Annotated in this window: 22 protein-coding genes; 20 read left to right on the top strand and 2 right to left on the bottom strand. The window is 66.6% G+C overall.

The window, feature by feature from the left end; all coding sequences use genetic code 11:
* Window positions 1-10 precede the first annotated feature (10 nt).
* The 5 genes from L6Q96_07280 to L6Q96_07300 all read left to right on the top strand — a co-directional run bounded on the left by L6Q96_07280 (window position 11) and on the right by L6Q96_07300 (window position 5,525).
* Window positions 11-487: a hypothetical protein gene (locus L6Q96_07280; GenBank protein ID MCK6554373.1), complete on the top strand. Its 477-nt coding sequence runs from the start codon at window positions 11-13 to the stop codon at window positions 485-487.
* On the top strand, window positions 484-2,169 hold the full coding sequence (locus L6Q96_07285; GenBank protein MCK6554374.1) for an Hsp70 family protein: 1,686 nt from the start codon (window positions 484-486) through the stop codon (window positions 2,167-2,169). The genes L6Q96_07280 and L6Q96_07285 overlap by 4 nt, the downstream gene beginning before the upstream one ends.
* Window positions 2,169-4,187, top strand: a complete 2,019-nt coding sequence (locus tag L6Q96_07290; protein ID MCK6554375.1) for a DUF6109 family natural product biosynthesis protein — start codon at window positions 2,169-2,171, stop codon at window positions 4,185-4,187. The genes L6Q96_07285 and L6Q96_07290 overlap by 1 nt, the downstream gene beginning before the upstream one ends.
* Entirely contained in the window at window positions 4,184-4,561 is a 378-nt protein-coding gene (locus tag L6Q96_07295) for a hypothetical protein (GenBank protein ID MCK6554376.1), read from the top strand. Before L6Q96_07290 ends, L6Q96_07295 begins: the two co-directional genes overlap by 4 nt.
* A 325-nt stretch (window positions 4,562-4,886) precedes the next feature.
* Complete coding sequence (locus tag L6Q96_07300; protein MCK6554377.1) at window positions 4,887-5,525, top strand: class I SAM-dependent methyltransferase; 639 nt, start codon at window positions 4,887-4,889, stop codon at window positions 5,523-5,525.
* A 319-nt stretch (window positions 5,526-5,844) separates the two neighbouring features.
* Here L6Q96_07300 and L6Q96_07305 read toward each other — a convergent pair whose 3' ends face one another.
* Window positions 5,845-6,207: a PIN domain-containing protein gene (locus tag L6Q96_07305; GenBank protein MCK6554378.1), complete on the bottom strand. Its 363-nt coding sequence runs from the start codon at window positions 6,205-6,207 to the stop codon at window positions 5,845-5,847.
* Window positions 6,194-6,412 carry a type II toxin-antitoxin system prevent-host-death family antitoxin gene (locus L6Q96_07310; protein MCK6554379.1) on the bottom strand — a complete coding sequence of 73 codons (219 nt, stop codon included), beginning with the start codon at window positions 6,410-6,412 and terminating at the stop codon, window positions 6,194-6,196. The genes L6Q96_07305 and L6Q96_07310 overlap by 14 nt, the downstream gene beginning before the upstream one ends.
* Window positions 6,413-6,668: 256 nt before the next feature.
* Between L6Q96_07310 and L6Q96_07315 the strand changes: the two genes are divergently transcribed.
* The 15 genes from L6Q96_07315 (at window position 6,669) to L6Q96_07385 (ending at window position 21,787) form a co-directional block, all read left to right on the top strand.
* Window positions 6,669-7,232: an O-acetyl-ADP-ribose deacetylase gene (locus tag L6Q96_07315; GenBank protein MCK6554380.1), complete on the top strand. Its 564-nt coding sequence runs from the start codon at window positions 6,669-6,671 to the stop codon at window positions 7,230-7,232.
* 21 nt (window positions 7,233-7,253) lie between these two features.
* The gene (locus tag L6Q96_07320) at window positions 7,254-7,457 is read left to right on the top strand and encodes a hypothetical protein (protein MCK6554381.1); all 204 of its coding nucleotides are present in this window, start codon (window positions 7,254-7,256) and stop codon (window positions 7,455-7,457) included.
* Window positions 7,458-8,402: 945 nt separating this feature from the next.
* Window positions 8,403-9,557 (top strand): acyl-CoA dehydrogenase family protein, encoded by a 1,155-nt coding sequence (locus L6Q96_07325; protein MCK6554382.1) that lies wholly within the window; start codon window positions 8,403-8,405, stop codon window positions 9,555-9,557.
* A gap of 36 nt (window positions 9,558-9,593) precedes the next feature.
* Window positions 9,594-11,189, top strand: a complete 1,596-nt coding sequence (locus L6Q96_07330) for an acyl-CoA carboxylase subunit beta (GenBank protein MCK6554383.1) — start codon at window positions 9,594-9,596, stop codon at window positions 11,187-11,189.
* 5 nt (window positions 11,190-11,194) lie between these two features.
* Window positions 11,195-13,189: an ATP-grasp domain-containing protein gene (locus L6Q96_07335; GenBank protein ID MCK6554384.1), complete on the top strand. Its 1,995-nt coding sequence runs from the start codon at window positions 11,195-11,197 to the stop codon at window positions 13,187-13,189.
* Between the two features lie 56 nt (window positions 13,190-13,245).
* Window positions 13,246-14,010, top strand: coding sequence for an enoyl-CoA hydratase-related protein (locus L6Q96_07340; GenBank protein MCK6554385.1), 765 nt, complete (start codon window positions 13,246-13,248; stop codon window positions 14,008-14,010).
* Between the two features lie 40 nt (window positions 14,011-14,050).
* On the top strand, window positions 14,051-15,811 hold the full coding sequence (locus L6Q96_07345; GenBank protein MCK6554386.1) for a DUF1446 domain-containing protein: 1,761 nt from the start codon (window positions 14,051-14,053) through the stop codon (window positions 15,809-15,811).
* A gap of 10 nt (window positions 15,812-15,821) precedes the next feature.
* On the top strand, window positions 15,822-16,439 hold the full coding sequence (locus L6Q96_07350) for a cob(I)yrinic acid a,c-diamide adenosyltransferase (protein ID MCK6554387.1): 618 nt from the start codon (window positions 15,822-15,824) through the stop codon (window positions 16,437-16,439).
* 1 nt (window position 16,440) lies between these two features.
* Window positions 16,441-17,121, top strand: coding sequence for an MBL fold metallo-hydrolase (locus L6Q96_07355; protein MCK6554388.1), 681 nt, complete (start codon window positions 16,441-16,443; stop codon window positions 17,119-17,121).
* A 7-nt stretch (window positions 17,122-17,128) separates the two neighbouring features.
* The gene (locus L6Q96_07360; GenBank protein ID MCK6554389.1) at window positions 17,129-17,458 is read left to right on the top strand and encodes a gamma-glutamylcyclotransferase; all 330 of its coding nucleotides are present in this window, start codon (window positions 17,129-17,131) and stop codon (window positions 17,456-17,458) included.
* A gap of 46 nt (window positions 17,459-17,504) precedes the next feature.
* Window positions 17,505-18,194, top strand: coding sequence for a hypothetical protein (locus tag L6Q96_07365; GenBank protein MCK6554390.1), 690 nt, complete (start codon window positions 17,505-17,507; stop codon window positions 18,192-18,194).
* A gap of 182 nt (window positions 18,195-18,376) precedes the next feature.
* The gene (locus L6Q96_07370; GenBank protein MCK6554391.1) at window positions 18,377-18,541 is read left to right on the top strand and encodes a hypothetical protein; all 165 of its coding nucleotides are present in this window, start codon (window positions 18,377-18,379) and stop codon (window positions 18,539-18,541) included.
* Window positions 18,542-18,697: 156 nt separating this feature from the next.
* The gene (locus tag L6Q96_07375; GenBank protein MCK6554392.1) at window positions 18,698-19,684 is read left to right on the top strand and encodes a helix-turn-helix domain-containing protein; all 987 of its coding nucleotides are present in this window, start codon (window positions 18,698-18,700) and stop codon (window positions 19,682-19,684) included.
* 70 nt (window positions 19,685-19,754) lie between these two features.
* A complete protein-coding gene (locus L6Q96_07380; GenBank protein MCK6554393.1) occupies window positions 19,755-20,642 on the top strand; it encodes a MoxR family ATPase in 888 nt (295 codons plus the stop codon).
* Window positions 20,643-20,650: 8 nt separating this feature from the next.
* A complete protein-coding gene (locus tag L6Q96_07385; protein ID MCK6554394.1) occupies window positions 20,651-21,787 on the top strand; it encodes a VWA domain-containing protein in 1,137 nt (378 codons plus the stop codon).
* The last annotated feature ends 53 nt before the right edge of the window (window positions 21,788-21,840 follow it).

Consider the following 21,840-nt stretch of genomic DNA (forward strand, 5'->3'; position numbering starts at 1 on the left):
CATCCCGGAGGTGCGGCAGGAGATAGCCACGACGCTCGAGGCCGCGCAGCGGTCGGCCCGCGCGGTTGCCCGGCTGGGGCTACGTTTGGACCAGGTGGAGTCGAAGCTCGAGGGCGGCTTCGCCGATCTGCGGGCCCAGCTAAGTACGTTTCGCAGCAATGGCGTGCCGGCGTCTCGCCCGCCCTTCGAGCTGCTCTTCGACGCTGCCGACCTCCTCGACGAAGCCGCACGGCTGAGTGCTTCGCCCGGTCACGCGGCGGGGCTCGCCGGCATTCGCGAGCGACTGGAGCGGTTTCTTTTCGAAGCCGGCCTGCAACGAGTGGCGCAAGTGGACGGTCCGGTGGATCCGCTGCGCTTTCGCGTCGTGGGCCGCGAGGACGGCGGCGCGAGGCCGCGCGTGATACGTGCGGCAATCCTCGACGGCGAGCGGCTGGTTCGCGAGGGCGAGATCGTTCTGGAACGCGAGAGGGAGGAAGCCACAACATGAGTGCCTTCGGTATAGATCTCGGAACGACCAATTCCTCCATCTCGCGCATCGTCGACGGCCGCCCGGTAGCGTTGTCCGTGGACGGCTATCCGCTGCTGCCTTCGGTGGTGCTGTACCGCGACGGCGGCGTGACGGTCGGGCGCGAGGCTCGCAATCTCGAGCTGCAATGGCCCGAACACACCCTGCGCTCTGTCAAGCGCAAGATGGGGACCGGACACCGCTGGACGGTGGCCGGACGCGAGGTCGGTCCCGAGGAAGCTTCCGCCGAGATCCTCGCGGCACTGAAGCGCGGCGCCGAGGCGGCCACCGGGGAAACCGTTCGCGATGTTGTCATTACCGTGCCCGCCTACTTCGATGACGCCCAGCGGCGTGCGACCCTCAAGGCGGGCGAGCTGGCGGGTTTGAACGTCCTGCGCCTCTTGAACGAGCCGACCGGCGCATCGCTGGTCTACGATCAGGTTCGGCAGACCACGGCCCAGCCGGAGATCGTCATGGTCTACGATCTCGGCGGCGGCACCTTCGATGTGTCGGTGCTGGAGGTCTTCGAGGGGGTGCGCGAGGTCCGCGCCACGGCCGGCAACACTCACCTGGGCGGTGACGACTTCGACACGGCACTGGTCCGTTTTTTTGCCGATCGTCTCAAAGCCGAGGCGCACGTAGATCCACTCGGCGACGCGCATGCTCGCGTACGGCTTGCGCGCGTGGCCGAGGCCACGAAGATCCGCCTGTCGGCCGAAACGGAGGTCGACGTTGCCGAGGAGTTCCTGCTTGCCGACGACAAGGGCAAGCCGGTCCACCTGCGCCTGCAGGTCACGCGCCGTCAGCTCGAAGAAGCCATCGCGCCGCTGTTGGGGTCCACGATCGATCTGTGCCGGCAGGCGCTTGCCGAGGCGCGGCTCACGGGCGGACAGCAGCTCGCGCGGATTCTGCTGGTGGGCGGTTCCACACGTCTTCCCATGGTGCGCCGGTTGCTCCGCGAGGCCTTTCCCGATGCGCCCGTACACGAGGAGGTCGATCCCGACCTCGCCGTAGCGCTTGGCGCGTCGGTCCAGGCCGGGTTGCTGCGCGGAATCGCCCTCGAGCGGATACTCGTCGATGTCACGGCGCATTCGCTCGGCATGTGCGTTCTGAGCGAAGCCGACGATTTCAGGGAGAAGCCCGACACGTACGCCCCCATCCTGCACCGCAACACCGTGCTTCCCGCAGTGCGCGCCGAGGAGTTCTACACCCTTTTCGACGATCAGCCCGGGGTGACGGTCGACGTTTACCAGGGCGAGGCGCCCCGGGCCTCGCAGAACAACCACATCGGGTCGTTCCGCTTCCCGCTGCAGCCGGCGCCCGCGGGCTGCCCGGTGCGGGTAGAGTTCGCATACGATCTCAATGGAGTCGTGCGCGTGAGCATTGCCCAGTCCGGTACGGACAACGCCAAGACTGTGGCTTTGTCCGTTGCCGACACCGGCGTTCCCGTCAGCTCGGTCGACGCGCTCGAACGCCGGGTGGGCGCCCTGCTCGATCGCATTGCGGGCGAGGACAAGCCGGCGCTCGAAGCGGCGCTGGCAGCATGGCGCGTGGCACAGGGCGAGAGGCGTCAGGCTGCCGAGGACGCGTTGATCGATCTCTTGCTGTTCCTCGAAGACGAGGCCGAGGCCGACGGTATCGATGAGGAGGGCGATGGCGTCTGATGGGTCGGCATGAGGAAAAACGGCGCAAGCGTGCCGGCGAGGCACTGACGCGCGCCTTGCGGCGGGGGGAGGCAGAACCGGCGCTGGCAGCGCTGCTCGATCTGCCTCCGGACGAGCGGTCTGCGCACTCGCGAGCGGTGGGAGATCTCGTGACGGCGGCGGTAGCGGCCGACTTCCGGGCGCACCGCTGGGACCGGCTCGGATTCTGGGCGGCTCGAATCGAGCGCTGCGGGGGGTGGCTCGACGACGAGAGTGGCGAACTGCGCTGGGCATTTTTCTGGGGCAGCGCGCGCACCGGCGCATGGGCTCGGGCGACAGCGCTCGTCGACGGCCTCGCCGGTCGGTTGCCGGCGGCCCTTGTCGATGCCCTCCGGGGATATGTCGCCGCCGCCGGCACTCCGGCTCCCGAGGGCCTCGATCGATGGGTTCCTCCGGCACTTACGGTGGCTGAGGCCGCGGACCCGCGCCTGGGGTACGACCGTGGGCAGGTGCCGGTAGCGCCCGCAGGCGAGCCCGAGGCTCCCGTCACGCCCGACGAGGTCGAGGAGAGAGTGCTGGCGGCGTGGGCTAGCCTCGGCTGGAACCGTTTCACGACCATGACCGGCAGTTGGGCGGCGAGGACACCGGCTCTCGCCCGTCCGATACGGCTGCTGGCTGCGCAATTGTCGGTTCGTACGCTGCTGGTGCGGGCGCGGGCCGCCGATGCAGGCTGGGAACAGGCGGCGCGGTTCATTGCCGCCGCGTGCGAGGATCTGAATCGCCCTGAAGAGCTGCGCGAAGCGATGGCATTGGCGGTGCGGGTTTCCCTGCGCGGCGGCAACGGTACGGTCGGTGGGGCGCTGACCGCCTGCCGGATGGCTAAAGCGGCGCTGGGTTATTCCGATCTTGCCAGCCTGGCGGTAACGGCATTCTGCGACCTGCCGAAAGTGGACCTGCACCGAGAGAACGTTGTGACCCCGGACGAGGAGCGCCTCGCGCGCGAGATGCTCGCTCTGGGGCAGCGGTTACTCGAAAGGCATCCGGACCCTCACCTGTTCTGGCACGCCATGCGCGTATGGGAGGGAGCGGGCGACGAGCCGAAGGTTCCGGGATGGTTGGGAAATGCCGTATCGACGCTGCTCGCGGACGGGGCGGACCTCGGCGGAGGATTGCTGCAGATGGCGCCGGAAGATTGGCCGCGGTGCCTTTTTATCGCTGTGCACGCCCTGCCGCCGCCGATCGTGGAGCAGGTGCTGGAGTGCACGTGGGAGGCGGGGGGTCCGGCCCTCCGGCCCCACCTGGCGCAAGCGGCCGGATGCCTGATCGAGCGCCTGCGGCCAAAGACGCTCGGCAAAGAGCGGCTCGCCGAGGAGGCGCGGATCCTGCGCGAGAAGACAGGAATCGCGCTCTCGTTGGACGAGGTGCGGGCCATGTTCGAAAGCGCCGGAGGCCCGCTCCTCGACCTGCTCGGGGAGCGGACGGAAGGGCCGTTATCCGGGAAGGCGCTGGCGTTCTGGAAGCGCTTCGGCGAGCGTATCCTGCCCTACGACATTCGGCACCTGGAGTACGCACTGGAAGTCGGGCCGGATCGGGCCACCCAGGAGACAGCTCTCGACCGCTACCTGGAACGGCGAGCCGATGCGGAGGCGATGCTCGACGAGATCCGCGCGGCGGATGGCGACGCCTGTGTTCTCGCCGCGGCGGCGATCGAAAGACGACTTCTGGAGCGATACGAGCGCGATCCGGCGGCGCTGGCCGGGGCGTTCCTCAAGGCGATGCGGACCGGTGCGCCCCGGCCGTTTTTGGCGAGGATCGCTAAGGCGCTTCTGAATGCGGCAGGGTCGCGAGGACCTTATGGGCCCGTTGTCGACGCAGCGTTGCCGGTGGCGCGGGTGGTCGTCGCCGGTAAGCCCGGGAAGCGCCGGAAAACCGGGGCCGGGCCGCGCAGTAAAGCGCGGTCGCGTTCGACTCGCGGTCGCAAGGCCCAGCTCGACCTCTTCGAAGCCGGGGACGAGGAACGAAGAGGGAGCCGTCGATGAAGCAGGAAACCGGCCCGGGCGATCCGTTTGCGGCCCTGGACCTGGTGCCGACTCTCGACCTCGCGCAGGTCAAGCGCGCCTACTTCGCGGCCTTGCAGCGGCATCCGCCGCATACCGACCCGGCCGGCTTCCGCCGGGTTCGGGACGCCTACGAGGCGCTTTCGAGCCCCGCAGCGCTGGCACGGGCATTCGCAAACCGCCCCATGGACTTCGAGGCCGAGTTGCACCGTTGGGACCAGCGGTTCGCCGCGCGAATCGCGACGGCGGTGCAAACCCAGGCCAAGATCCACGGACGGGCGGATGCCACGCGGCGGTTCGTGGAGAGCTTGTCGACGCGGACGCTCGCTCAAATCGCGGCGGCCGATCGTGCTTGAACGAGACCGCGCGCGCAAGCGGCGCGGGGAGTAACGAGAGCACCGGACATCCGGCCGACGGCCGTACGATCGGAGCCAGTGACTAAGTACTCCGGTTCATTAATTCGGCAGCGTATTCCGTTCGCCCCGAGTAGCACCATCTTTCCGGCGGCGTATCGAGGGGCGGGGCCGCAAAGCCGCCCGCCAGGCTGCCCCTCGATACGCCCCTGAGAAAACGGGGCTACTCGGGGCGAACGGAAAGCGTCGTACGGAATACGTCGCCGTAATTGTGCCCATCACTACTAAGGTGTCCGCGCCGGCAACGAGTCCAGGGAGGGTCCGAACGATGGCAGAGCGATCGAGGCGTTTCATCCCCGCGGCGGGGCTCGACTGGCTGCTTCCGCTGTACGATCCGCTGCTGCGGCTGGTCGGAATCGAGCGGGCGCGGCTCGCGCTGGTCGAGCAGGCCGCGATCGCTCCCGGCGACCGCGTTCTCGACATCGGATGCGGGACCGGAAGCCTCTCGCTCGCGATCGCGAGGGCGCGCCCGGGCGCGAAGGTCACGGGCCTTGACCCGGACGCGAAGGCGCTCGCCCGCGCCGAGCGTAGGGCCGCACGCGAAGGGTTTTCGGTGCGCTTCGACCGCGGGTTCGGCGACGAGCTACCGTATCCCGACGCCTCCTTCGAGCGGGTCGTCTCGTCGCTCGTGCTCCATCACCTCACGTCGGACGAGAAGCGAAAGACGCTCGCCGAGGCCCGGCGCGCGCTCGTAACCGGCGGCGAGCTGCACGTCCTCGATTTCGGCGGCGGGCAGGAGCGTGCCGATGGCCTCCTCGCTCGCTGGCTCCATCACGCCGACCACCTGCACGACAACTTCGGCGGCCGCCTCGCCGTGCTGATGCGAGAGGCGGGCTTCGCGCAAGCCGCCGAGGTCGGCCACCGCGCGATGCTTTTCGGGCGCCTCGCATACTACCGTGCGGTCTAGCAGCCTGTTGAAAAAGTTGACGCTCATGCTTCGACGAGCATAGCGCGGGCTGGCGCCCGCAACCCACGGCCTGTTCAGCCATGCCTTTGGGGAGGGCGAGGCTGCGGCCGAGCCGTCGTCAGACCGTCGCGCCTCGGCCGGAGCCTCGCCCTCCCCATCCGATTTCTTCGCGCCGTGCGCGCAAACTCGGAGATCGTAAGACAGCATGAAGTGAATTCGAGCGCCTGCCAGGGAGCGGGCGGGACGCCCGCGTTCCCAGGGAGGCGTATCAAGGCTCCGTCGGCGACTTCGAGGCCTCGGGGGCGGAGCCGAGGGTCTCCTACCGTGCCAGCGGAACCCGCCGCGATTTCCGAATCGCCCGGTCTCGCGTCACCAGCGGGACGCGGTGCACAAGGCTGGTGGCAGCGATCAGCTCATCCGCCGGATCGCTGCGGAAATCGAGTTCGCGCACGGCGCGGCAGATGTCGAGCGTGATGGGCCAGGTGTGAACGCGCGACAGTACGCGGCTCAGCTCGACATCGTCCAGGTCGACCTCGACGCGACCGAGCTGCGCAAGCTTGGCGACTTCCCACAGCACGATGGCAGAAATGCTCCAGGAGTCGCCCTTGAGGAGCTTCGCTTCCTTCGGCGTCAACTCGCCTACGAGGGCGTGCAGCAGGATGTGCGTGTCAAGATTGAGCATCCCAGCGAGTCCCGGTCGAGAGGATGTCTCCCTTGATCGCGAGCTTCCCCCGGAGACTGCCGATCAGCGCCGCCGAGTCGGTGTCCGCCGGAACCAGCCTGGCGATGGCCCGTCCGTGCTTGGTGATCACGATCCCCTCCGGCGTCAGCCGGTCGAGAATCGCCAGACACTCTTGTTTGAACTTCGCGGCGCCGATTTGCTTCATGCCTCCGTCTAGCACTGGACAGAAAATGTGTCCACTCGGTGCGGTTCTGCGGGCTCCGGAGTCGACGCGCGCGAGTGTCGCTTCGGCCTGCGCATCGCGAGTGCTCGAAAATGCCGTGGACGGTTCCGATCGGGGCGCGGCATCGGCATCGGAGCGCCGCGCGCCGTCGCGGCGCCGGCTGGCGAGCCCGGGCGTTAAGGACAGGCCGCCCCCCGCGTGTACCGCCGTGCCGCGATGGTGTACAAACCGTTCCACCGTGACGGCTCCGACGTACAGGCTGGCGGTTGGCGCTGCATACATCGATCTGGTGTGCGGCGACATCACGCGCCAGGACACCGACGCGATCGTCAATGCGGCGAACCGGTCGTTGCTCGGCGGGGGCGGCGTCGACGGTGCCATCCATCGCGCTGGCGGGCCGGCCATCCTGGCGGAGTGCCGGCGTCTGGGCGGGTGCGAGACCGGCGACGCGAAGATCACCACCGGGGGGCAGCTTGCGGCGCGGCACGTGATCCACGCCGTCGGCCCCGTGTACCGCAACGGTCGTCAGCGGGAGGCGGAGTTGTTGGCGAGCGCCTACCGCCGCAGCCTGGAAGTCGCCGCGGCGCACGGCCTGGGCAGTGTGGCGTTTCCGTCCATCGGCACGGGAGCCTACCGATTCCCGATCGACGCCGCGGCGGCGATCGCCGTGTGCACCGTGGTCGACACGCTGCCCTCGTGCCCGTCGATCTCTCTGACCCGCTTCGTGCTGTTTACGCAGAGCGACCTTGCGATCTATGCGGTTGCGCTGGCCGGCTGCGGTGCCCCGACCGCAAGCGAGTAGACGCCCCTTGCTGCCGCCGTCATGACCGACGTCGCACCTGAGCAGATGCAGCTTCTGTACGACGTCAGCCGGTCGCTGCACTCGCTGATGGACCTGAAGCAGTTGCTGGCACGAGTCGTCGATCAGACCAAGGAGCTGCTCGACGCCGAAGGCTGCTCGGTGGTTCGGTCCGGCCGGTCGGGCCGCTGCGGCAGGCCCGACGGGCCTTCGAAAAGGAACATCTGAGCCGCGATCGCCAGATGCACAGCGGCAACGTCTCCCGGGCCGCCAGGGTCCTTGGAATCAGTCGCGTAGCCCTCCAGAAGAAGATGAAAAGCCTCGGGTTGCGGACACCTGCGATTCCCCCCGCCCCGCCGGCAGCCGCAAAAAACTGACGCAGCGGCGGTATTTTACGGCTGGACCCGGAAGCCGTCCGCCGGTACCGAGCGGTTTCTCCGGCGGGAAGACATCTGCCATCGGTGGGCGGGTGATATGGCGTCATCTTTGCAGTGGTAAGCGCCGAGGAGATGATGTGCAGGCACGGCTGGGCCATGACCATGCAGATCACGCCGCCGATCCGGGCGGCCGTTGACCTGGTCCCGGCGCCAGTCGTGTCGGCTCCGGCCGCTGGCGATAACTGCGATCGCCGGGCGTGAGCCGATGGCGTCATCGAGTAGACGGGGGTTCGCCGGGTGATGGACTGAAGGGTTGGGTTGGCCGATCGAGGGAGGAGGTAAGGTGGAGATGATGGGATTCGAGGCCTTGGCGGTGGTGGCGGTCCAGGTAGTAATCTTAGTCGTGGGAATGATGGTCTTCGTGCCCCACGGGGACCGCGTTGACGGGGAGAGTCGAAGCGACCGGCGCGCCGCAGGTTAGCCGCCACGCCGGTTAGTCCGAGAGGCCGGTCACGGGCGCGCGTCTCGTGCGAACCCGGCAGAGCCACTCGAAATCGTTCACCAAGGGCGGTGCGCCCCGCGATACACGGCCCGCAAGGCGCGGGCCGTTACTCGGGGCGAACGGTTTTCAGGCATTACGGAACCTGGATTCCGTTTGGGCCGAGTAGCCGCCTTCTTCTGGCGTATCGAGGCTCCGTCAGCGACTTCGAGACATGGCGAACCCGCGGGGGGATGGGTTTGACGTAACCTCGCCTTGTTGTACATAGGGACGCTGCTCAGTCCTCGGAGGTTTCCCATGTACACACCCGGCGAAGACGTTTACGGCACCTCGGAACACAATGCCTTTCGCGAGACGGTGCGCAAGTTCGTGCAGACGGAGCTTGTTCCCCGGGCGCGGGAGTTCGACGACATGGGTCGCATCGACAAGTCGCTCTATCGCAAGATGGGCGAACTCGGCTTCCTGGGCATCCGCTACGATCCGAATTACGGCGGCCTCGGGCTCGACTACTCGTACCAGGCGATTTTCCTGGAGGAGCTCGCACTGGGCGACAACGCCGGTGTGTGCATGGGCATCAGCGTGCAGACCGACATGGCGACGCCGGCCCTGGCGCGCTTCGGCAGCGAGGAGCTGAAGCGCAAGTACCTGATACCGGCCATCCGCGGCGAGCACGTTGCCGCCATCGCGGTCACCGAGCCGGGCGCGGGCTCGGACGTCGCCCGCATCAAGACGCGGGCGGTCCGCGACGGCGACCACTGGGTCATCAACGGCTCGAAGATGTACATTACCAATGCGGCAACGGCCGACTGGCTGTGCCTGCTGGCGGTGACGGATCCGGAAGCCGGCTACGGCGGCTACTCGCAGATCATCGTCCCGACCGACACGCCGGGTTTCTCTTTTCAACTGCTCGACAAGATCGGCAATCGCGGTTCGGATACCGGCCTGCTGTTCTTCGACGACGTGCGCGTGCCGGTTTCCAACACCATCGGCGACGCACAGCGGGGCTTTCAGCAGCAAATGATGCAGTTCCAGGACGAGCGTATGGTACCGGTGGTGACGGCGCACGTCGCGGCCCGGCAGCTATGGAACCTCACGCTGAAGTACTGCCAGGACAGGGTGGCGTTCGGCAAGCCGCTGTCGAAGATGCAGGTCAACCAACACAAGTTCGTCGACATGCTGATTCAGATCACGGCCGCGCAGGAGTTGGCGTACCGCTGCATCCGCCAGATGGTGCGCGGCGAGGACGCGACTCTGGACATCTCGATGGCGAAGATCTTCTGCACCAATGTGCAGTTCGACGTCGCCAACACCTGCGTTCAGCTCTGGGGCGGCGCCGGGTACATCCGGGACAACGCCGTCGCCCGGGCTTTCGTGGACGCCCGTCTCGCCATGATCGGCGGCGGCGCCGACGAAGTCATGAAACAGGTCGTCGCCAAGATGCTGCAGATCTAGCGCGCTGCCCTGCCCTTCCACGAAACCACCGGCGCCATGCACGTCCTGCCTACCCGCGTCGACACGCGTTCCGAAAGCTACCGGGCCAACTACGCGGCGATGGCGGAGCAGATCCGCTTCCTTGAGGCGCAGCTCGCCCTGGCCCGCGCCGGTGGGGGCGACAAGTATGTCGCGCGCCACCGCGCCCGCGGCAAGCTTCTGCCACGCGAACGTATCGAGTTGCTGCTCGATCGTGACGCGCCGTTTCTCGAGCTGTCGCCGCTGGCGGCGTGGGGCACGGAGTACTCCCTCGGCGCGGGCGTCGTTACGGGAATCGGTGTGGTCAGCGGGGTCGAATGCGTCATCAACGCGAACGATCCGACCGTGAAGGGTGGGGCCACCAATCCGATTACCCTCGACAAGACCTTTCGCGCCATGCAAATCGCGGCTCACAACCGCCTGCCGCTGATCAACCTGACCGAATCGGCCGGCGCCGATCTGCCGCACCAGGCGAAGATATTCGTGCCCGGCGGCGCCATGTTCAAGGAGCTGACCCGGCGTTCGGCGGAACGCATCCCGACCATTTGCCTGGTATTCGGCAGTTCGACCGCCGGCGGCGCCTACGTCCCCGGCATGTCCGACTACGTGGTCATGGTCAAGGGCGGCGCCAAGGTGTTTCTCGCCGGTCCGCCGCTGGTCAAGATGGCCACCAACGAGGACACCGACGAGGAGTCGCTCGGCGGCGCGGAGATGCACAGCCGCGTATCCGGCGTCTCGGATTACCTCGCCGAAGACGAGTTGGACGCCATCCGCCTGGGTCGGGAAATTGTCGCGCACCTCAATTGGCGCAAGCTCGGCCATGCAAAGACGGTCAGCCCCGAGGAGCCGCACTACGATCCCGACGAGTTACTCGGCATCGCCTCGGTCGACGTTCGCAAGCCCTTCGAGGTGAGGGAGATCGTCGCCCGCCTGCTTGACGGGTCCCGGTTCGAGGAATTCAAACCCACCTATGGAACCACGCTGGTCACCGGCTGGGGATACCTGCACGGGTATCCGATCGGAGTCCTGGCGAACAACGGCATCCTGTTCTCCGACTCGTCGGAAAAGGGTGCCCAGTTCATCCAGCTCTGCAACCGCATCGACGTACCGCTGCTGTTCCTGCAGAACATCACCGGGTTCATGGTGGGAACCCAGTACGAGCAGGGGGGCATCATCAAGGACGGCGCGAAGCTGATCAACGCGGTCTCCAATTCCGCGGTACCGATGCTGACGATGATGATCGGAAGCTCGTACGGGGCCGGGAACTACGGCATGTGCGGGCGCGCCTACGATCCGCGTTTTCTGTTCACGTGGCCCAACCACCGCATCGCCGTGATGGGTCCCGAACAACTCGCCGGCGTGCTGTCGATCGTACGACGCCAGGCCGCCGAACGTACCGGCGCGACTTATAACGAGGAGGAAGACCGCGCGGTCCGCCAGATGGTCATCCAGCAAATCGATTCCGAGTCGAACGCTTTCTACGCTACGGCGCGGCTCTGGGACGACGGCGTCATCGACCCGCGCGAGACGCGCACCGTGCTGGCGATCGCGTTGAGCGCCACGTTCAACAACGTCGTCCGCGGCAGCGACGCCTTCGGCGTCTTCCGCATGTGAATCCGATGCGTCGCATTCGCCGCGTGCTGGTCGCCAATCGGGGCGAAATCGCCTTGCGCATCATGCGCACGTGCCGCGCCATGGGCATCGAGACGGCGGCGGTTTTCGCGGCCCCCGATCGGCACTCGCCTTTCGTCCGCACGGCGGACGCCGCGGTCGACATCGGCGCACCGGTGACCGGTTCGTCGTTTCTGGCCATCGACAAGATCGTCGACGCCGCCCGTCGGGTGGGCGCCGATGCCATCCACCCCGGTTACGGCTTCCTGGCGGAGAACGCCAACTTCGCGCAAGCGTGCCTCGACGCGGGCCTGATCTTCATCGGGCCAACGCCCGAGGCGATCCGTCAGATGGGGAGCAAGATCGCCTCGAAGGAACTGATGGTCGCCGCCGGCGTGCCGACGATTCCGGGATTTAGCGCCGCCGGCCTGAGCGATGCCGACATCGCCGCCACAGCGTCGGCGATCGGCTTTCCGGTACTCGTCAAGGCATCGGCGGGCGGCGGCGGTAAGGGCATGCGCGTCGTCCACGAGAGCGATCGGCTCGAAGCGGCCCTGGCCGCGGCGCGGCGCGAGGCGACGCATGCGTTCGGGGACGACACGCTGCTGGTGGAACGTTACTTCGAGGCGCCGAGGCACGTCGAGATCCAGGTGCTGGGCGACGCGCACGGCAACATCGTCCATTGTTTCGAGCGCGAGTGCTCGATCCAGCGACGTTACCAGAAGATCATCGAGGAGGCGCCGTCGCCCGCGCTCGACTCGACCCTGCGCGCCCGCATGGGAGCGGCGGCCGTCGCGGCGGGCCGCGCCATTCGTTATCGGAACGCCGGCACGGTGGAATTCATCCTCGACCGCGACCGCAACTTCTACTTTCTCGAAATGAACACGCGGCTTCAGGTCGAACACCCGGTGACGGAGGAGATTACCGGACTCGATCTCGTGCGCCTGCAAATCGAGATCGCGGAAGGCGCGCCCCTGCCGTTCCGGCAGGAGGATCTGTCCTTTGCCGGACACGCGATCGAGTGCCGCGTCTACGCCGAAGACCCCGCCAACGACTTCCTGCCGTCCACGGGCACCATTGCCTGCTGGGAAGAAGCGGCGATTGCCGGTGTGCGCTACGAAAGCGGCGTGGCCACCGGCTCGCAGGTGACGATCCACTACGATCCGATGCTGGCCAAGGTCATCGCTTGCGCTCCGAGCCGGACCGAGGCCGCACGCCGTCTGGTCTGGGCTCTGCGCCGCACCCGCGTACACGGCGTGCAAACCAATATTCCGTTCCTGATTCGATCCCTCGAGCATCCCGAGTTCCTCGCGGGCAATCTGAGCACGCATTTCATCGGCGATCATCTCGGCACCGGCGGTGAGCGTACGGCGGAAGACCTGGCCATGGACCGCTCGCACGCCCTTGCCGCCGCACTGTGGCTGCAGGCGCGCCGCCGGGCCCGGGCGCCGGTGCTGGCGACGATCCCTTCGGGCTGGCGCAACAACCCGAGTCAGATGCAGGAGGTTCGCTTCACCGCGGGCCCCGACGTCGCTGCCGTGGAGTATCGCCTCCGTGCGCACGGAGCCGTGGAAGCGCGGGTGGACGGAACGGAGCACCAGGTCATCGTCCACTCGACGGACGACGACGGCATTGCCATGGAGGTCGACGGGCTGCACCGCCGCTATCGGGTGGTCAGCCGCGAGCTTACGCACTATGTGTCGAGCGCACTGGGTTCGAGTACACTGCACGAGCTGGCAAGGTTCCCGGTGGCCGAACGCGAGGAGGTCCACGGCGGGTGCCGCGCTCCCATGCCCGGCCGCATTCTCGTGGTGCGCGTCGAGCCCGGGGCGGTGGTTGAGAAGGGCGCGGTTCTGGTTGTCCTCGAAGCGATGAAGATGGAGCACGAGGTAACCGCTCCGGAGACGGGGACGGTGCAGGAAGTCATGGTGGCGCCGGGGCAGCAGGTCGAAGCCGGAGACATCCTGGTCGTCGTCGGCAGCGGTACGGCGGCGGCGAGTTGATCCCGACCCCGGTCTTGACGGCCGGTGGTAGCCGAGCCCAGGAAGGAAGGATCGCGATGGCGGAACCCATTCTCTACGATGTCCGCGGCGGCGCCGCATGGATCACGCTCAACCGCCCCGACGCGCGCAACGCACTCAGCGACGCCCTGGTGCTCGCGCTGGGAGACGGTCTGCGGCAGGCGCTGGACGACCCGGCGGTGCGGCTGATCGTGCTCACCGGCAACGGCCCGGCGTTCTGCGCCGGCGCCGACCTGAAGAGTGGCGGCATGAGAGCCGGAGGCGACGGCGAGCAGAATCCGTTCGTAACGGCGCTGACCACGATTTGGAACGCGCCGAAGCCGGTGGTGGCGCGGGTCAATGGGCACGCCTTCGGTGGCGGTGTCGGTCTGGTTGCGGCGTGCGACATCGCCATTGCGGCGGACACGGCGATGTTCAGCTTCAGCGAGGTTCGCGTCGGCGTGATCCCGGCGATGATCTCGGTTGTGGTGCTGCCGAAGATCGGCATCCAGAATTCGATGTGGTTGTTTCTCACCGGGGAGCGGTTCGCCGCCGCGCGAGCGGTTGAGGTGGGCCTGTTGCATCGCAGTGTCCCCGCCGACGCGCTCGATGCGGCCGTCGAGGACGTTGCGGGAATGATCCGCCTCGGCGGGCCCACGGCGGTCGGCGAGGCCAAGCAACTGATTCGGCGCGTCCCGGGCATGTCGATAGATGCCGCCTTCCGGTACACGTCCGAAAAGATCGCCCAGCTATTCGCGTCCGAGGAGGCGGCCGAGGGCATGCTGGCCTTTGCGGAGAAGCGCAAACCCCGCTGGGCGCCGTAAGCGACGTCGCCGCGGTCCAGTCCACTGTCGAGGGAGAGACATGAGCACCGACGTGTTGCGTATCGCAAACTGCAGCGGATTTTACGGCGATCGCCTCAGCGCGGCGCGCGAGATGGTGAACGACGGACCCATCGACGTGCTCACCGGCGACTATCTCGCCGAGCTCACGATGATGATCCTGTTCAAGGATCGCATGAAGAACCCGCGGGCGGGTTTCGCCCGCACTTTCCTCCGCCAGATGGAGGACGTGCTCGGTACGTGCGTCGATCGCAAGATCAAGGTCGTCGTCAACGCCGGGGGCCTTAACCCTGCCGGTCTGGCTGCCGAGCTCGAGACGCTCGCAACCCGCCTCGGGGTGCCAGCGAAAGTGGCATACATCGAGGGCGACGACCTGCTGGAGCGGCTGCCAACTCTGCAAGCCCGGGGGGTCGAGCTGCGCCATCTCGACAAGGGGATACCGTTGGCGGACTTGCAGGCCCAGGTGGTGACCGCGAACGCTTACCTCGGAGGTTGGGGCATCGTCGATGCGCTTGACCGCGGTGCCGACGTGGTCATTTGCCCGCGGGTCACCGATGCGGCCCTCGTGGTCGGGCCGGCAGCGTGGAAGTTCGGGTGGCAGCGGACCGATTGGGACCGGCTCGCCGCGGCTATCGTTGCCGGTCACATCATCGAATGCGGGGCCCAGTGCACGGGCGGCAACTACTCGTTCTTCAAGGATGTCCCCGACATCCGGCACATCGGCTTTCCGATCGCCGAGATGCACGCCGACGGCAGTTTCGTCATCACCAAGCATCCCGGGACCGGCGGTCTGGTGTCGGTGGGAACCGTAACCGCTCAGTTGCTGTACGAGATTCAGGGCCCGCGCTACTTGAACCCGGACGCCACCGCGCGCTTCGACTCGATCCGCCTCGAGCAGGAGGGACCCAACCGCGTCCGAGTGAGCGGGATCGAAGGGGAGCCGGCGCCGGCGACGACGAAGGTGTGCATCAACTACCTGGGCGGGTACAAGAACGGGATGACGTTCGTGCTGGCCGGTCTCGACATCGCCGAAAAGGCGAAGCTGGCGGAAGAGACCCTGTGGGATCTCGTCGGCGGGCGGGATCGGTTCGCCGAAACCAGCGTGCGGCTGGTGCGGTCCGAACGACCGGATCCGAGCTCCAACGAGGATGCTTTCGCCTACCTGCACATCGTGGTGAAGGACCCCGATGCCAACCGCGTCGGGCGCGCCTTCAGCAACAAGGTGGTCGAAATGGCCCTGGCGAATTATCCGGGGTTCTTCGTAACTTCGCCGCCGGGGGATGCCGTGCCCTTCGGCGTGTACTGGCCGGCGCTGGTGCCCGCGGAAACCGTCGAGCAGGCGGTGGTTTTCGCCGGCGCGCGCCACCCGGTCGCCCCGGCGCCGAAATCCGCCGGCGCGCAAGCGGAGGCGGGCATCGATCCGGTTGACCTCCCGCCGGCGCCGGGCGGACCGACCGCGCGCCGGCCGCTTGGAGCGATCTGCGGAGCGCGCTCCGGCGACAAGGGCGGCAACGCCAATATCGGGTTGTGGACGCGGACGCCGGGAGCTTACGCGTGGCTGGAAACTTACCTCACCGTGGAGCGGTTGCGTGCCCTCCTTCCGGAGGCGGCGGCGCTGCCCGTCGAGCGCCACGCGCTGCCGAACCTCTGTAGCCTCAACTTCGTCATCGTCGGTTTGCTGGGCGACGGCGTGGCTGCCTCGACACGAGGCGACCCGCAGGCCAAGAGCCTGGGCGAATACTTGCGCGCCAAGGAGGTCGAGATCCCCACGGCACTTCTGTAAGGTGGTGGGCATGGCAATTCGCATTACCCGGGTTTACACGCGAGGCGGCGACGATGGCGACACGGCACTCGTCGGCGGCAAGCGTGTTCCCAAGGACGACCTGCGCATCGAGGCGTACGGGACGCTGGACGAACTCAACGCGACGGTTGGCATGGCGCGGGTCGCCAACCACGAGGGCGCTCCGGGCCCGGCGCGAGACCACCTCGAATCCGTATTGCAGTGTATTCAGAACGAGCTTTTCGATCTGGGCAGTGAACTGGCGACCCCGCCGGAGGCCGCCTACGAGGGGATGTTCCGCGTCGGTGCCGAGGAGGTCGCTGCCCTCGAACGGTTGATGGACGACTGCCAGCGCGACCTGGAACCATTGCATTCGTTCGTTCTGCCCGGAGGGGGGCGGGTGTCGGCGCACCTTCATCTTTGCCGTACCGTATGCCGGCGGGCGGAAAGGCTGGTTCTGAGGTTGGGACGTGCGGAGGACCTTGGTCCCTGGCCCCTGCGGTACCTGAACCGTTTGAGCGACCTGTTCTTCGTCTTGTCCCGCTGGATCGGCAAACAGAACGGCGAGCAGGAATATCTCTGGGAACGGGGACTGCGCGCCCACGGCCGGCGCGCGGCCAAGGACGGGTAAAATGGCTGGCATCTATCTGAAGCAGCTCCAACTGGGACCGATGCAGAACTTCGTCTACATCATCGCCGACCCCGACACCCGGGAGGCCGCCGTCGTCGACCCAGCCTGGGAAATCGACCAGTTGCTCGACGTCGTAGAGCAGGACGACCTCCATCTCAAAGCCGCCCTGGTGACGCATTTCCACCCGGACCACCTCGGCGGTAAATTCTACGGGACGCACATCCAGGGCTCGGCTGAGCTGCTGGCACGCAACCTCCCGATCAAGGTCTATTTGCACAAGTCCGAGGCAGATCAGGCTGCTCAACTTACCGGATTGTCGGCTTCGGACATTGTGCGCACGGACGCGAACTTCGAGCTGACGCTGGGGGGGCTCTCGGTTCGTATGCTGCACACCCCCGGCCACACCCCGGGTTCGCAGTGTTTTCTCGTCGACGGACACATCGTCTCGGGCGACACCCTGTTTATCGGCGGGTGTGGGCGGGTGGACCTTCCGGGAAGCGACCCGGAACAAATGTACGACAGCCTTGTAAACAAATTGAAACGTCTGCCGGACGATACACTGCTGTTTCCCGGGCACAACTACGCCGACCGACCGACCTCGACGATCGGCGAGGAGAAGCGCCGGAACATGTTTCTGCGCTTCGAGCGTCTGGAGGACTTCCTCCGGCTCATGGGCTGTTGAGAGTTAAGTGCCCTTACCCGATCGGCTCTTCGTTTACGGCACACTGCGCGACGAGGCGCTCGTGGAGCGCCTGACCGGCCGGCGGTTCGTCTCCACACCGGCAGTTCTCGAAGGTTATGGCAGGGAATGCCTGGCCGGCGGCTACCCGCGTATTTTCCCGGCTTCAGGGGGTTCGGTTCACGGGCAACTGCTGCACGGTATAGACACCGTTTCATTGCAGGCCCTGGATGAATACGAAGACGAGGGCAGGCTTTACCGACGCACAACCGTCAGGGTGGTGTCCGGGGGCGCGACGTACGAGGCAATGACCTACGTCGGCCTCGACCTGTCCCGGTGAATCGGCACCTTCCGGCGCGACGGCACTTGCCTGGGATCGCCGGACGGTGCTGTTCCCCAAAAAAATCGCGCTTGACGGCCCTCCCGGGCTAACCTACCCTCGCGCCGGGGCAGACAAGGGAGAAGATGTAATGACAGCTCGACGCGCGGTGATGTTCGTTGCAACCGCCCTGGCCGTCGGTTTGCCGGGCGTATCCCCCGCCGAAGACGTCCGCATCGAGGTACCGGCCCGGCGACCTTACATCACCGAGGTTGGCGCCCCCCACTCGATAAGCATGGCTGCGGTCGAGAAAGAAGCTCAGAAAATCAGCGAAATGAAGACCTACCTCGTCGAATACGGCTACCCGGATTACGCTGAAGTCCAGGAAATAGAACCACAATGGCCGTGGGAGTCCTACGAGGTGCGGTTGTACTACATGCGGCGAAATCGCCAGACCGACTTCGGTCACGTGTTTCTTTCAGAGGCCCTGCCGACTTTTGGCGTCATGAAGTATCAAGGCGTCATACCGCCGGAAAAACGCCGCGAAATCGAGGTAGTGCTCGCCGCCCGGCAGGAGCCTGCCCCACCGGCAGTGGCCACGATGGAACCTGGGGAAGCGCTCGTCGCCCGGGTCGAAGCGGCGGCGGAACGCGCTGCGCAAGCCGCCGAACGAGCAGCGGAAGCCAGCGAGGCCGCCAACCGTGCGGCCGAGCGCACCGCCAACCTGGTGGACAAGTGGATAGAGCAAAATCAATAGTCGCACCCATTCACCGCCCTCCTGCCACCGCCCGGCACGGGTGGCGCAAAGTTTACAATTTCTCGGACAAGTGTCCAAAAATAACGGCACCGGGTCGATCAGATCAGGGTGGATCGGTCGATTTTCTTGTGGACTAAATGTTGGCATCATCCCTGCAGGGGCAGGTGGACAGGGAGGTTGTCATGGCACGACAGAGCACGAGGAAGAGTGAGGCCGTACGACCCACGCAGCGTTGCAGTGTATGCGGGGCGGTGCTGCGGCAAGACGAACTGAGCCGGGACGAATCGCACGCGTATGGCGGGTTATCGCCCGAGCAGTACGTGGAGCTATTCTGGGACGAGGCGTGAGTGTCGGTCGAGAACCGCAGTGTTCGAGCCTGGGGTAAGTCGGGCTGACACCGCCGGATCGGAACCGATTCGCGCGCCAGGCAGGGGAAGGTCATGGCACTGGTTGTAAACTCGCGTCGGTCGTCCAATGAGGACTCGCTAGGCCCGGCAGGATTCATGTCGGCACCTTCCGAGGTTCAGGCCGTGGGCAAGAGCGGCCCCTCCGTCGAAGAAGCGGCCGAGGAGTCCGGGAGCCTGCCTGAGGCCGTGCTGGCGGAGTTGCACTGGGTCGCGAGTGAAGGCTCACCAAGCCTGGCGCGGCACGCGCGTATCGTTCTGGCACGGCACGAGGGGCGCTCGCTAACGGAGATAGCGCGCGTTCTCGACGTGGACCGTGCGACGGTGCGACGGTGGTTATCGCGCTTCGAGCGCAACGGGATGCAGGGGTTGGTTCACGCCTCGCGGGGCCGCGTCCGCAAGCGCCGCTTCAACGAGACGATTCGCGATGCTGTAGCCCGCCTTGCGATGGCGTCGCCAGACGACGTCGGCGAGTCGTTTAACCGCTGGTCGCTCCGGCGGCTGCGACGCCACGTCACCCGACGGGGCATCGTCAAGGACATCAGCGTGGAGGGTCTGCGGCACTTGCTGATCGGCTTGCCGTTGCCCCCGGAATACTGGCGGCGGGGCGGCAATCCGGTTGGGCCGTTGACCGAGGAAGTGCGGCGCGGACTGGAGCAGTTGGCCAATGCGGGGCGGCCGGAAGTTGGCCGCCGGGCGCGGGTCGTGCTCGCACGTTCGCGTGGACTCAGCGAGGCGGAAGTAGCGGCAGCCCTGGACATCGGACGCAGTTGCGTGCGGCGCTGGCTGCAGCGCTTCGAGCGCCACGGTATCCTGGGCTTGCAGACCGTGCGCCGTCCGGCGCGTCCGGTAGTGTTCACACCGGATGTGCGTGTGGCCATCGTCGAACACGCACAGACCCCGCCGAGCGAGGTTGGTGCCAACGTGTCGCGGTGGTCGTTGCGGACCCTGCGCGCGTCGCTGGTGCGCAAAGGCATCGTGCGAAACATCAGCGTTCAGCACCTGCGCCGCGTGCTGGCCGAAGCGGGCGTCAGCCTGCATCCCGAAGCCGCGGTGGCGCAACCGGCCGCACGCGCCCAGGCCTGATTCTGTTTCCCATCCCGTCGACTCATTGCATCCACGCCGCCCGGAAGACACCCGGGGGGCGTGGCACACGATGAGCGCCGCGTCGATCACCCCGGAGGCGGTTCGCGCGGGCCTGGAACGCGCTCGCTACCTGACCACTGCGCGCGTCGAGACCGTCCTCTATCTGGCCCTGGTTCTCGAAAAGCCCCTGTTGATAGAGGGACCCGCGGGGGCGGGCAAGACAGAGATCGCCAAGGTCCTCGCCACCACTCTCGATACCGACCTGGTGCGCTTGCAGTGCTACGAAGGTCTCGACGAAGCCAGGGCCCTCTACGAATGGAACTACCAGAAGCAGCTACTTCGCATTCAGGCCGATCGTGCCCAGCACCTGCACTGGACCGAAGTCACGCAGCACATCTTCTCCCATGAGTATCTCCTCGAACGCCCCCTGCTGAAGGCGCTGACGGCAGCGCGCAAGGTGGTGCTGCTGATCGACGAGATTGACAAGGCCGACGAGGAATTCGAGGCGTTTCTCCTCGAGATTCTCGGCGATTTTCAGGTGAGCATCCCGGAGCTCGGTACGATCGCCGCCCGAGTGCGGCCGGCCGTCGTGCTCACCTCGAACCGGGCCCGCGAACTATCCGAGGCGCTCAAGCGCCGCTGCCTGTACCTTTACCTCGAGTTCCCCGGCGCGGAGATCGAAGGCCGGATCGTCGCCCTCAAGGTTCCCGAACTGGACGCAAAGCTGCGGGAACAGGTCGCCCGCTTCGTCAACGCCTTGCGCAAGCTGGACCTGCGCAAGGCCCCGAGCATTGCCGAAACGCTCGACTGGGCGCGCGCCTTGCGGGCGCTGGGTATTCGGGAGCTCGACAGCGCAGCGGTTCGCCAGACGCTCAACCTTGTGCTCAAGCATGAAGATGATTTGCGCCGCGCCGAGGGCAAACTGGGCACGCTACTCTCGGCGGCAAACAAGCCATAGGCATCCCGGTGCGAACCAGGTTGCTGCAGTTCATCGACGCGTTGCGCGCTGCGGGGGTGGCGCCATCGGTCGCCGAGACTCTCGACGCAGTAGCCGCCGCAGCTCAAGTCGGGATCGACAGGGCCACGCTCCGGGAGGCTCTCGCCGCTACTCTGGTGAAGGATCACGCCGAACGCCATCAGTTCGACGATACCTTCGACCGTTTCTTTGCGGTCCCACGACGGCCCGGGAAGCGGACCGAGTACGGGACTCAGACCGGCGAAGGACTGGGCACGGCTCGGTCCGATGAAACCGGCACCGGCACTCCCCTACCGGGAATGAAGCCGGCGCCCCGAATCGTCGGAAAGCCGACCGCGACATCGGAACGTCGCCAACGGGATGAGCGCAAGTCTGCCGACGCGGACGCGGCCCACCGTCTGGCTCGGGCTAAAGCCGCACAGAACCGCCCGTTCGCGGAGATGGACCCGATCGAGGTCGAAGAGTGCGATGCTCTGGTCGAGGAGCTTGCGCGCCGCTTTCGCGCCCACCTGCGTCGTCGACTGCGCATGGCCCCGAGGGGGCGGCTCGATCTGCGCCGGACCATCCGGCAATCGATCGCGACGGGGGGTGCGATGATCGATCCGGCTTTCCGTTTTCGTCGCCCGGGACGGCCGGATCTTATCGCCCTTTGCGACCACTCCTACTCTGTGATTACCGCGAGTCGGTTCTTCGTTTCTCTGTTGATTCCGGCGGGCAGTTTCTTTCGTCGGGTACACGTCTTCGCTTACGTCGACACTCCCGTCGAGGTCTCGCAGGTGGACGGCCACCTGGTCCCGCACGAGCCCCTCGACCTCTACGCGCGATCCGACTTCGGGCGTGTTCTCGACGATCTCTGGGCCGGCTATGCACGCCTGTTCACCCGCAGCACGGTGCTCGTGGTGCTCGGCGATGCGCGCAACAACCGCCGGCCGCCGCGCGCAGACCTGCTGGCGCGGATGCGTTATCTGGTGCGTCGAATCGTCTGGTTGAATCCGGAAGCGCCGGCGCGCTGGAACACAGGCGACAGCGTCATGCGAGCCTACGAAACGGCTTGCGACGCCGTACTTCCTGCGGCGACCCTGCGCGAGCTTATGGCCGCGCTGCGCCTTACCTTCGGGCGCCCATAAACGACGGGCGGCGCCCTGATGGACGCCGCCCGTACCGTTAACCGCAGTTCGGG

The organism is Candidatus Binatia bacterium, from assembly GCA_023150935.1.
Classification (GTDB): Bacteria; Desulfobacterota; Binatia; order HRBIN30; family HRBIN30; genus JAKLJW01.

Bases quoted from the DNA above. Each gene is read 5' to 3' on its own strand.
- L6Q96_07330 (MCK6554383.1), top strand. From the start codon at position 9,594: ATGCACGTCCTGCCTACCCGCGTCGACACGCGTTCCGAAAGCTACCGG.
- L6Q96_07300 (MCK6554377.1), top strand. From the start codon at position 4,887: ATGGCAGAGCGATCGAGGCGTTTCATCCCCGCGGCGGGGCTCGACTGG.
- L6Q96_07375 (MCK6554392.1), top strand. From the start codon at position 18,698: ATGTCGGCACCTTCCGAGGTTCAGGCCGTGGGCAAGAGCGGCCCCTCC.
- L6Q96_07370 (MCK6554391.1), top strand. From the start codon at position 18,377: ATGGCACGACAGAGCACGAGGAAGAGTGAGGCCGTACGACCCACGCAG.
- L6Q96_07340 (MCK6554385.1), top strand. From the start codon at position 13,246: ATGGCGGAACCCATTCTCTACGATGTCCGCGGCGGCGCCGCATGGATC.
- L6Q96_07355 (MCK6554388.1), top strand. From the start codon at position 16,441: ATGGCTGGCATCTATCTGAAGCAGCTCCAACTGGGACCGATGCAGAAC.
- L6Q96_07345 (MCK6554386.1), top strand. From the start codon at position 14,051: ATGAGCACCGACGTGTTGCGTATCGCAAACTGCAGCGGATTTTACGGC.
- L6Q96_07290 (MCK6554375.1), top strand. From the start codon at position 2,169: ATGGGTCGGCATGAGGAAAAACGGCGCAAGCGTGCCGGCGAGGCACTG.
- L6Q96_07320 (MCK6554381.1), top strand. From the start codon at position 7,254: ATGACCGACGTCGCACCTGAGCAGATGCAGCTTCTGTACGACGTCAGC.
- L6Q96_07325 (MCK6554382.1), top strand. From the start codon at position 8,403: ATGTACACACCCGGCGAAGACGTTTACGGCACCTCGGAACACAATGCC.
- L6Q96_07350 (MCK6554387.1), top strand. From the start codon at position 15,822: ATGGCAATTCGCATTACCCGGGTTTACACGCGAGGCGGCGACGATGGC.
- L6Q96_07285 (MCK6554374.1), top strand. From the start codon at position 484: ATGAGTGCCTTCGGTATAGATCTCGGAACGACCAATTCCTCCATCTCG.
- L6Q96_07310 (MCK6554379.1), bottom strand. From the start codon at position 6,412: ATGAAGCAAATCGGCGCCGCGAAGTTCAAACAAGAGTGTCTGGCGATT.
- L6Q96_07335 (MCK6554384.1), top strand. From the start codon at position 11,195: ATGCGTCGCATTCGCCGCGTGCTGGTCGCCAATCGGGGCGAAATCGCC.
- L6Q96_07295 (MCK6554376.1), top strand. From the start codon at position 4,184: ATGAAGCAGGAAACCGGCCCGGGCGATCCGTTTGCGGCCCTGGACCTG.
- L6Q96_07380 (MCK6554393.1), top strand. From the start codon at position 19,755: ATGAGCGCCGCGTCGATCACCCCGGAGGCGGTTCGCGCGGGCCTGGAA.
- L6Q96_07305 (MCK6554378.1), bottom strand. From the start codon at position 6,207: ATGCTCAATCTTGACACGCACATCCTGCTGCACGCCCTCGTAGGCGAG.